The sequence below is a fragment of the Tenacibaculum sp. SDUM215027 genome (genome assembly GCF_050566205.1).
In the GTDB taxonomy this organism is placed as follows: domain Bacteria; phylum Bacteroidota; class Bacteroidia; order Flavobacteriales; family Flavobacteriaceae; genus Polaribacter.
The window spans coordinates 35,344-44,956 of sequence record NZ_JBNXUE010000010.1 but is presented as its reverse complement, the minus strand read 5'-3'; the positions used below and the strand labels follow the sequence as shown (position 1 = coordinate 44,956).

The window sequence follows — 9,613 nt, the reverse complement described above, 5'->3', positions numbered from 1 at the left end:
AGAATTAATGAAGATACCGGAGCTTTAGGAGCATTAGTAGATTTTCAAGTATCACGACAGTTCCGAGTAGGTTACGCGTATGAGTATCCGTTATCAGACATTAATCAATATTCAAATGGAACACATGAAATATTATTAATGTTTGAATTGCATAAGGTAAATAGAGTTAAATCTCCTAGATATTTTTAAAAAGCAGAATTATGAAGACAAAAATTACACTTTTAATCTTAATTTTTTCATTCTCTTATTCATTTTCTCAGAAAAGAGTAGCAGATAAGTTCTTTAGAGATTATGCTTATGTAAAAGCAGCTGAGTTTTATGAAAGCGCAGTAAAAAAAGGAGATAGCACGACCTATACATTAGCAAGACTTGGCGATTGCTATTATAACAACTCAGACTCAAAAAAAGCAGCTCATTGGTATCAATTAGCTTCAGAAAGTGAAGAAGGGTTAAGTAATGAAAATATTCATAGATACGTACAATCATTAAGAAGTATTGGTGAATATGAAAAAGCAGATGAATGGTTACAAAAGTTACCCGATGCTAAGGGAAGTTTATCCAAAGAGGATTACGAAAAGTTAATGACTTTAAATAATGATACTATCAATGTTTATAACTTAGAAGTTAATACCAAGAATTCTGATTTTGGACCTTATGTTACAGGAAATAAATTTGTTTTTTCGTCAGCAAAAAATAACAAAGGCAAAATTTATGAATGGAATAATGAGCCTTATTTAGATTTATATGAAGCAAAAATAAATATAGAAAATGGAATAAAAACGATTGAAGATGTTGGACCAATTACATCCTCAAAAATTAACACAAGTTTTCACGAATCAAGTGTAGCCATAACAAAAGATGGAGTCACGATGTACTTTACCAGAAACAACTTAAATAAAAGAGATAAGTTGGATTATGATAAAAAAGGAACATCTCACTTAAAAATATATAAAGCTACATTGATTAATGGGCAATGGGATAATATAGAAGAACCATCATTTAATGATGAAGTATATTCAAGCGGACACCCAGCATTAAGTCCAGACGAGAAAACACTATATTTTACGTCAGATAGACCAGGAGGTTATGGTTTTACAGATATTTACAAAGTAGCAATTTTACCAAATGGAACTTATGGAGATCCTGTAAACATGGGGGATAAAATTAATACCATTGGTAGAGAAATGTTTCCTTTTGTAGCAAAAGATTATACACTCTATTTTTCTTCAGATGGGTACGCAAACTTAGGACTGTTAGATATCTATAAATCTAACGTATTAAATAACAATTCATCAGAAGTAAAAAACTTAGGAGCGCCATTTAATAGTGGTTATGATGATTTTGCATTTTTCTTAAATGAAGATAATAAAACAGGGTATTTTTCATCAAATAGACCAGGAGGTAAAGGACATGATGACATATATAGTTTTGAAAAATGTAAGCAGTTTATCTCAGGAAAAGTATTTGACAAAAAGACAAATGAGCTATTAGCAGATGCGTTAGTAGAATTGGTAGATACTACAGGGAAAGTATTAGATAAAATTACAACGCAAGCAGATGGATCTTACTTTTTTGAAGTTAATTGTGGAAAGAAGTATGTTTTAAGAGGATCAAAAAGTGATTATAAAGATGACTTGAAAGACATATTAACAACAAATGAGGATAATAAAAATATAGAACAGAATTTATATTTAACACCTTTAATTATAGGTAATGAGATAGTGATAGATCCTATATTTTTTGATTTTGATAAATGGAATATACGTCCAGATGCAGCATATGAGCTTGAGCACATTGTACGAGTATTAAAAAACCATCCAAAAATGATTATCAAGATTGAAGCTCATACCGATAGTAGGGGAAGTGATAATTATAACGAAACTTTATCAGATAAGAGAGCTAAATCTACTAGAGATTATATTTTCTCAAGAGATATAGATACCAATAGAATAGAAAGTGCTATTGGTTACGGAGAAAAACAATTAGTGAACAAATGTTCTAACGGTGTTCCTTGTACAGAAGAGGAACATCAAGAAAACCGACGATCAAAATTTATAATTATTAACGATTATAAATAGAAAAATAAGTAATTAGTTTCCGTAGAGTAGTTTTCTTTAGCCCCGATTCAATGCGCATATTGAATTGGGGTTTTAATTTATTTTACGATTTTTTCACAAAAATATTTGTGTAATACCACTTACCGTTGTCGCTTTTTTCAGCTGTAACTTCAAAGTGAGTATAGTCACCTTCAATATTTTCTTTGTGCCCGTCGCTTTTAATCCAAGCATTAACTACAGCTTCAGCAGTAGAATAGCCATAAGCTACATTTTCACCTACCTTTATAGCATCTGCATTTTCAGACAAATACTCTTTACGTTGGTAAAAAAAGTCGTGCGAAACTTCGTCTTTCTCAATCATATAGTTTGTATGACTGCTTGTTTGTGACTTGATAGTTTGTAACTTGCTTAGTGAAGAAAAGCCATTATTAACTCTATAAGTGTTAATTAGGTCTAAAATGTCCTCTTCTATCGATTTTTCACTGATATTAGTAGACATCTCTGGGGTGTTGTCAATAATATCAGCTTCGTTAGAAGAACAAGATGTTATTATTAGTGCACAAAATAGCACTAATAACTTGAGGGGGTAGTTATTCATGATTATAGGGGTTAGGGGTTAATCAAAAACGTTGTAAAGATATAATGAAAATTAAATACAAAACAAATTAAATGTGTGTATTTTAGTAAAAAGGGGGTTTTTCCCGTGACTAGATAGCCTGTTTTATAAAGTCTTCATACTCATAAAAAAACAGTTCAAACTGTGTCATAGTTTCAACATAAAACTCATAACAATCTCGCCAAGTATCTTTATTATGAATACTAAATTTTTTATCGAAAGGGACATAAATTCTGTGAATAATCTTGTGATTATCTAGCTCAAAACTATCATCAAAAATAACTTCAGGTAAATATTCTGTTTCCAATATATTTTTCAAAGAAAGAAGTTGATCGTAAAGCAATTCATTGGCAATACCTTCTGGATGCTCGAAATCTAAACAAACAGAAGCTTTTTTTCTATCCGCTTGAAACTTAAAAGCAAATCCCTTTATTTTAGTGTTGTATAACAACCATTTTCTAGGAAAAGACTTTCCAAAACTAGTCCAAAAGTCCTTACGTAAGCGGGCAGATTCTTCTTTACTAAACACTATCCGTGAACTTTTGCTGTTTTACCTCTTTCTCGCATCATTTCAGCTTCAAAAGCTAATAAATCGTCCCATTTCTTATCTACAATTTCACGATCCATATACTTTCTAGCATATCCTAAAAATAAGGTGTAGTGATTTGCTTCAGAAACCATTAAATCAATATAGAATTTTGATAATTCTTCATCTTTCATATTGTCTGCAAAAACTTTAAAGCGCTCGCAGCTGCGTGCTTCTATTAAAGCAGCAACTAAAAGTCGATGAATTAAGGCTTCAGTTCTATTGCGAGTATGTGGAAAGAATTTTTGTAATTTTAAAGCATAGTCGTTTTTAGTTGCTTGTCCTAAAACCATACCTCGTTCAATCATTATGTTATGTACCATTCTAAAATGCTCCATTTCTTCAATAGCAATATCACTCATGTCTTTAACAAGTTCGGTTTCTTCAGAGTAATTGATGATAATTGAGACAGCATTTGAAGCAGCTTTTTGTTCAGCAAAAGCATGATCCGTTAATAACTGTTCTAATCCATTTTTAGCAACTTCAACCCATGAAGTTTCGGTGTCAAACTGTAATCCAAGCATAATGTGTTATTCAGGCTGTAAAAGTAAAAAATATAAACGCTAATTTTATAATAAATATCCTAAAAATAGCTAGATTTGTTGTTAAAAAAATCTCTTAAGAAAATTGCTGAAAAATATTGATTTTAATTACGAATACTAAATGAATTGCTACAAATTCTAAATAGATAATCTTTTAAAGATATTTTTAAGTAGTTTTAAATAGAAAAGACAAAAAACTTCTAAGGAAATGAAATTACAGTTATTTAAAAAAATGAAAAAAATTATTGGCGTTTTTGCATTAATCTTTTTGATGCTTTTCGCTAATTCATGTAAAAAATCTGTTGTTACAGAAAGTAATGTTAATGAGTTTGGTGAGTACATTAGTGTTTTTCCAGATAAACTAATATCGGTAACTCCAAACTTAAAATTTATATTAAAAAAGAAAGTAACAACAAACTTCGAAGCAAGTGAGGTTATTACTACAAAACCAGCTATAAAAGGAGAAGTTGTTTTTAATGACAATGAACTAGTTTTTGTTCCTGCAGAAAAATTAAAAAGTAACCAAGAGTACTCAATAACGCTTCATTTATCAAAACTATATGAAGATATTGATGAAGACTTAGAAGATTTTACTGTTAAAGTAAAAACAAAAGAATTATTATTCAATGTTTCCTTACAATCTCCAAGTGTTTACAATAAAAATTTATATGCGGTAGAAGGGGAGTTAACCGCTAGTGATATTATCGAGACGGAGAAAATCCCTTCTTTGGTAAAAGCTACATACAACGGAAAAGCAAAACCTATAAAATTTAGTACTGTAGGAAAAGTGAGTTCTAAAGTTTATTTTAAAATAGACAGTATACAACGCTATGAAGATGATAAACAATTAAAAGTTGAGTGGACAGGAACTCCTGTTAAATCAGAGTCTAAAGGAAGTAGAGAAGTAACTATTACAGGAAAAAATAATTTTAAAGTATTAAGTGTTGAAGTTATTGATACAGATAAACAGCATATTGAAATAAGTTTTTCAGACCCAATACAGAAATCACAAAACTTAAAAGGACTTATTCAGTTTTTAAATACTCAAAAAAGAGCTTTTACATATAAGGTAAATAGTAACAAAGTAATTGTATATCCAAAATCATCATTTACACAAAAAGTTGATATAGAGATATTCAAAGGAATTAAAAGTGTTGACGGTTATGCTTTAAAAGAAAATACTATTAAAACGGTTTATTTTGAAGAACTAAAGCCAGCGGTAAAATTTATAAAAAGCGGATCAATACTTCCAAATTCTAGTAACTTAAAAATAAACTTTAGTGCAGTAAATTTAAAGGCGGTTGATGTTACAGTTTATAAAGTATACAAGGAAAATGTACTACAGTTTTTACAAGATAATAGTTTAAATAATCAAGGAAATTTACGTTATGTAGGACGTCCAGTAGCAAAATATACAGTAAACCTTAGTAACCAAGGGTTAGAATTAAGTAAAGAAAATGCTTTTGCTATCGATTTAGCAGAAATAGTAAAAGTGGAAAACGGAGCGATGTATAGAGTCGAGTTTTCATTCAATAAAGACTATTCAAATTATAAATGTGCTGAAGGTGTTTCAACCAAAACTATAGTTTTCGGAAAAAAGGAGATAGATACCAAAAGCTATGATAATCCTAACTACTATGATGATTATTATTATGATTATAGTTGGAGAGATAGAGAGGATCCTTGCACAACTTCATATTATTACAACAAAGATATTAGCACTAATATTTTAGCTACGAATATTGGGGTTATAGTTAAAAAAGGAAATAACAATAAAACGCTAGTAGCTGTTACAGATATACTTACCACAGATGTTATAGAAGGAGCAAAAGTAACCTTATATAACCTACAAAAACAAGAAGTAGCTTCAGCCACAACTAATAAAGAGGGAGTAGTTTCTTTTTCTGATGTAACAAATGCCTTTTTTGCAGTAGTTTCTAAAAATAGCAATACTACTTATGTGAAATTGAAGGATGGAGAAGCACTGTCAATGAGTAAGTTTGATGTTTCTGGGGTGAAATTACAAGAAGGAATTAAAGGATACATTTATGGAGAGCGCGGAGTGTGGAGACCAGGAGACCAAATATTCTTAACGTTTGTATTAAATGACAACGCTAATCCAATTCCAGAGGAACACCCAATAAAATTTGAATTATTAAATCCAAGAGGAAAGATAATTGACAGAAAAGTACTTTCAAAGAAATCAAACAATGTATATGCCTATGCTCCAAGAACAAATCCAGAAGCTATTACTGGTAACTGGAAGCTACGTGTAAGTGTTGGAGGGGCTGTTTTCAATAAAACATTAAAAGTTGAAACTATTAAACCTAATCGATTAAAGATTAAACTAGCTACAGATTCAGAGTTTATCAAAGCAAACTCAACTATTACAGGAGATGTAGAAGTAAAATGGTTGCATGGAGCAATAGCTAGAGGATTAAAGTTAGATATCAACGGAAAATTTTCACAAACCAATACAGAGTTTTCAAAATTCAAAAGCTATAATTTTGATGATGTAACTCGTCGATTTGGAACTGAAGAATTTAAAGTATTAAAAGGGAATTTAAGTAACGAAGGAACTACTAAGTTTTCAGTAAAACCTAAATTAGATAACAAAGCTCCAGGAATGCTTAGAGCGAGCTTCATAACCAAAGTGTACGAAAATGGAGGTGACTTTAGTACTGATGTATTTTCTAACAAAGTATCACCATATACTTCATATGCTGGATTACAAGATGCTGAAGAACCACAATCTAAAAACTATTTATTTACAGATGAAGACTATACATTTAATGTAGCTTCAGTAAACGAAGATGGGGCAGGAGTAGCGAATAGTTTAGAAGTAAACGTATATAAGTTATCATGGCGTTGGTGGTGGAGTACTTCAGATAATGGATTATCTAGTTATGACGGTACACGTTATCATGAACCTTATAAGAAATTAAAAGTAACAACAGACGCTAATGGTAAAGGAACCTTTAAATTAAAGGTTGACGAAAACGATTGGGGACGTTATTTAATAAAAGTAAAGGATTCAAAAAGTAAGCATGTTACCTCAAATGTGGTATATTTTGATTGGCCTTCTTGGTATGCTAAGAAAAAAGGAAATCAAGATAAGAGCAACGCTACTATGTTGATATTTACAACCGATAAAGAATCGTATGAAGTAGATGAAAAAGCAACTGTTAAGTTTCCGTCTTCCGAAGGAGGAAAAGCGTTTATTACGATAGAAAATGGAACAGAGGTATTAGACCATTTCTGGGTACCAACACAAGCACAACAAACATCATTTAGTTTCCCAGTAAAAGCGAGTTATACACCAAATGTATTTGTAAACATTTCACTGTTACAAAAACATAGTCAAACGGTAAACGATTTACCAATTCGTATGTACGGTTCAATACCAATGTTGGTAAACAATCCAGCAACTAAATTAGAACCAAAAATCCAGTTAGCTGATGAGTTACGACCAGAATCTATGGCTACCATTCGAGTGAAAGAAGAAAAAGGTAGGCCAATGACGTATACGATTGCATTGGTAGATGAAGGTTTGTTAGATTTAACACGTTTTAAGACTCCAAACCCATGGGGAGTGTTCTATGCGCGCCAATCTTTAGGAGTAAAAACTTGGGATATATTTGATGATGTAATTGGTGCTTACGGTGGAAAAGTAAATCAAATATTAAGTATTGGAGGTGATGAAGCAGAAGCAGGAAGTAAAAACAGGAAAGCCAACCGATTTAAACCAATGGTTACGTATTTAGGACCTTTCGATTTAGAAAAGGGGGATAGTAAGGAACACAAAATTAAAATACCAAAATATGTAGGATCTGTTCGTGCTATGGTAGTGGCTACCGATACAAAAAAAGATGCGTATGGTAGTGATGAAAAAACAGCTTTTGTACGAAAACCAGTAATGATTTTAGCCTCATTGCCTCGTAAAATAACACCGCAAGAAACCGTTACGTTACCGGTTACTGTTTTTGCAATGAAACCAAATATCAAAAATGTAAAAGTAACAGTACAGCCAAACGAAGCATACACAATTGTAGGAGATAAAACACAGACAGTTTCATTTAATCAGCCAGATGAAAAAATGGCCTACTTTACTTTAAAAGTGAACGATTTTAAAGGAATAGGTAAAATGAAAATAGATGCTAGTTCAGGTAGAGAAAAAGCGTCTTATGAAGTAGAAATAGATGTATTAAATCCGAATCCAGTAACTACTGAGGTAAAAGATATAGTACTAAAACCTAATGAAGAAGGAGAGATTAACTTCACAAGTTTTGGTACAAAAGGGACAAATGCTGCTACACTAGAGTTATCAACCTTACCACCAATGAACTTTACGAAGCGTTTAGGGTATTTAATTAGTTATCCACATGGTTGTGTAGAGCAAACTACTTCTGGTGCTTTTCCGCAGTTATATTTACCTGAAATATTTGAGTTACCAAAAGAAAAGATAGCTTCAACAGAAAGGAATATAAAAGCAGCTATTCAGCGACTATCTGGTTTCCAGTTGTCTAATGGAGGATTATCGTATTGGCAAGGAAATAGTAGTGCTAATAGCTGGGGAACATCGTATGCAGGTCATTTTATGATAGAAGCTGAAAAGAAAGGATATGCATTGCCTATTGGATTCAAATCAAAATGGGTAGGATACCAAAAGCAGCAAGCACGTAATTGGAGAAATAGTTCACGTTACTACAACAATTCGCTTTCACAAGCTTACCGATTATATACATTAAGCTTAGCTAATACTCCAGATTTAGCTTCAATGAACCGTTTACGAGAGTCAATGGGAGTTTCAGATGAAGCAAAAATGAGGTTAGCAAGTGCGTATGCTTTAATAGGTAAAAAGGCTATAGCAGCATCTATTTTAAAAGGAATTACTGGTTATACGTATACAAAACGATATTATTCAAACTATGGTTCTGAAACGCGAAATAAAGCAATGTCTTTAGAAACCTATATGTTGTTGAATGATGAAACTAAATCAATAAAACTAGCAAAAGAAATTGCAGAAGACTTATCAAGTAATAATTGGATGAGTACGCAAACTACAGCGTATAGTTTACTAGCAATGAGCCAATATGCTCTAAAAAATGGTGGTAGTGATGGAATTAATACAAGTTATGTGTTAAATAAAGCTTCAGGAGAAGCAAGTACTTCAAAATCGTTGTTGGCAAAAGATTTAATAGCTATTCAAAAAGAGAATTCATTAAAAATAACAAACAAAAACAACGGAGTTTTATATGTACGTATACTAAACAAAGGAATTTTACCTGTTGGTGAAGAAAAAGTATTCCAAAAGAATTTAGAAACAACTATTACATATAAAACAAAAGAAGGTACTCGTATTAACCCAAATAATTTATCACAAGGAACCAACTTTGTGGCAGAGGTAACAGTAAAGAATCCAACGAGTGAAACGGTTGACAATGTAGCATTAACGCAATATATTCCTTCAGGATGGGAAATTGTAAATACTCGTTTTACTGATTTTGGAAATAATACAACATCTTCAAAAGTAGATTATACTGATATACGAGATGCAAGTATCAGTAACTATTTTACCTTGAAAAAGTATGAAGCTAAAACATTTAGAGTATTATTAAATGCGTCGTATTTAGGTGAATATTATTTACCAGGAGTACAAGTTGAAGCAATGTATGACAATGATTATATAGCTCGTACCAAAGGTGAATGGATTAAAGTGATGAAGTAGTTTATAAAGAAATAAATAAAGCTTATTGACATCAATAAGCTTTATTTATTTCTAAAATACTTAATCTTTCCTCGTGTAAGACTA

6 protein-coding genes are annotated in these 9,613 nt (G+C 31.4%); 3 read left to right on the top strand and 3 right to left on the bottom strand.

Annotated features, from left to right (window positions below; all coding sequences use genetic code 11):
* A partial coding sequence (locus ACQYZ7_RS16285; RefSeq protein ID WP_430730771.1) for a type IX secretion system membrane protein PorP/SprF occupies positions 1-189 on the top strand: 189 nt, incomplete at its 5' end.
* Between the two features lie 11 nt (positions 190-200).
* Entirely contained in the window at positions 201-2,078 is a 1,878-nt protein-coding gene (locus tag ACQYZ7_RS16280; RefSeq protein ID WP_430730770.1) for an OmpA family protein, read from the top strand.
* Between the two features lie 82 nt (positions 2,079-2,160).
* Here ACQYZ7_RS16280 and ACQYZ7_RS16275 read toward each other — a convergent pair whose 3' ends face one another.
* From ACQYZ7_RS16275 to ACQYZ7_RS16265, 3 genes are all read right to left on the bottom strand, one after another.
* Entirely contained in the window at positions 2,161-2,655 is a 495-nt protein-coding gene (locus ACQYZ7_RS16275; protein ID WP_430730769.1) for a CAP domain-containing protein, read from the bottom strand.
* Between the two features lie 109 nt (positions 2,656-2,764).
* Positions 2,765-3,202 carry a DUF4268 domain-containing protein gene (locus ACQYZ7_RS16270; RefSeq protein WP_430730768.1) on the bottom strand — a complete coding sequence of 146 codons (438 nt, stop codon included), beginning with the start codon at positions 3,200-3,202 and terminating at the stop codon, positions 2,765-2,767.
* Entirely contained in the window at positions 3,202-3,783 is a 582-nt protein-coding gene (locus ACQYZ7_RS16265; protein ID WP_430730767.1) for a tRNA-(ms[2]io[6]A)-hydroxylase, read from the bottom strand. The genes ACQYZ7_RS16270 and ACQYZ7_RS16265 overlap by 1 nt, the downstream gene beginning before the upstream one ends.
* Before the next feature lie 250 nt (positions 3,784-4,033).
* On the opposite strand from ACQYZ7_RS16265, the gene ACQYZ7_RS16260 reads away from it, so the two are divergent.
* Positions 4,034-9,529 (top strand): alpha-2-macroglobulin family protein, encoded by a 5,496-nt coding sequence (locus ACQYZ7_RS16260; RefSeq protein ID WP_430730766.1) that lies wholly within the window; start codon positions 4,034-4,036, stop codon positions 9,527-9,529.
* Positions 9,530-9,613 lie beyond the last annotated feature (84 nt).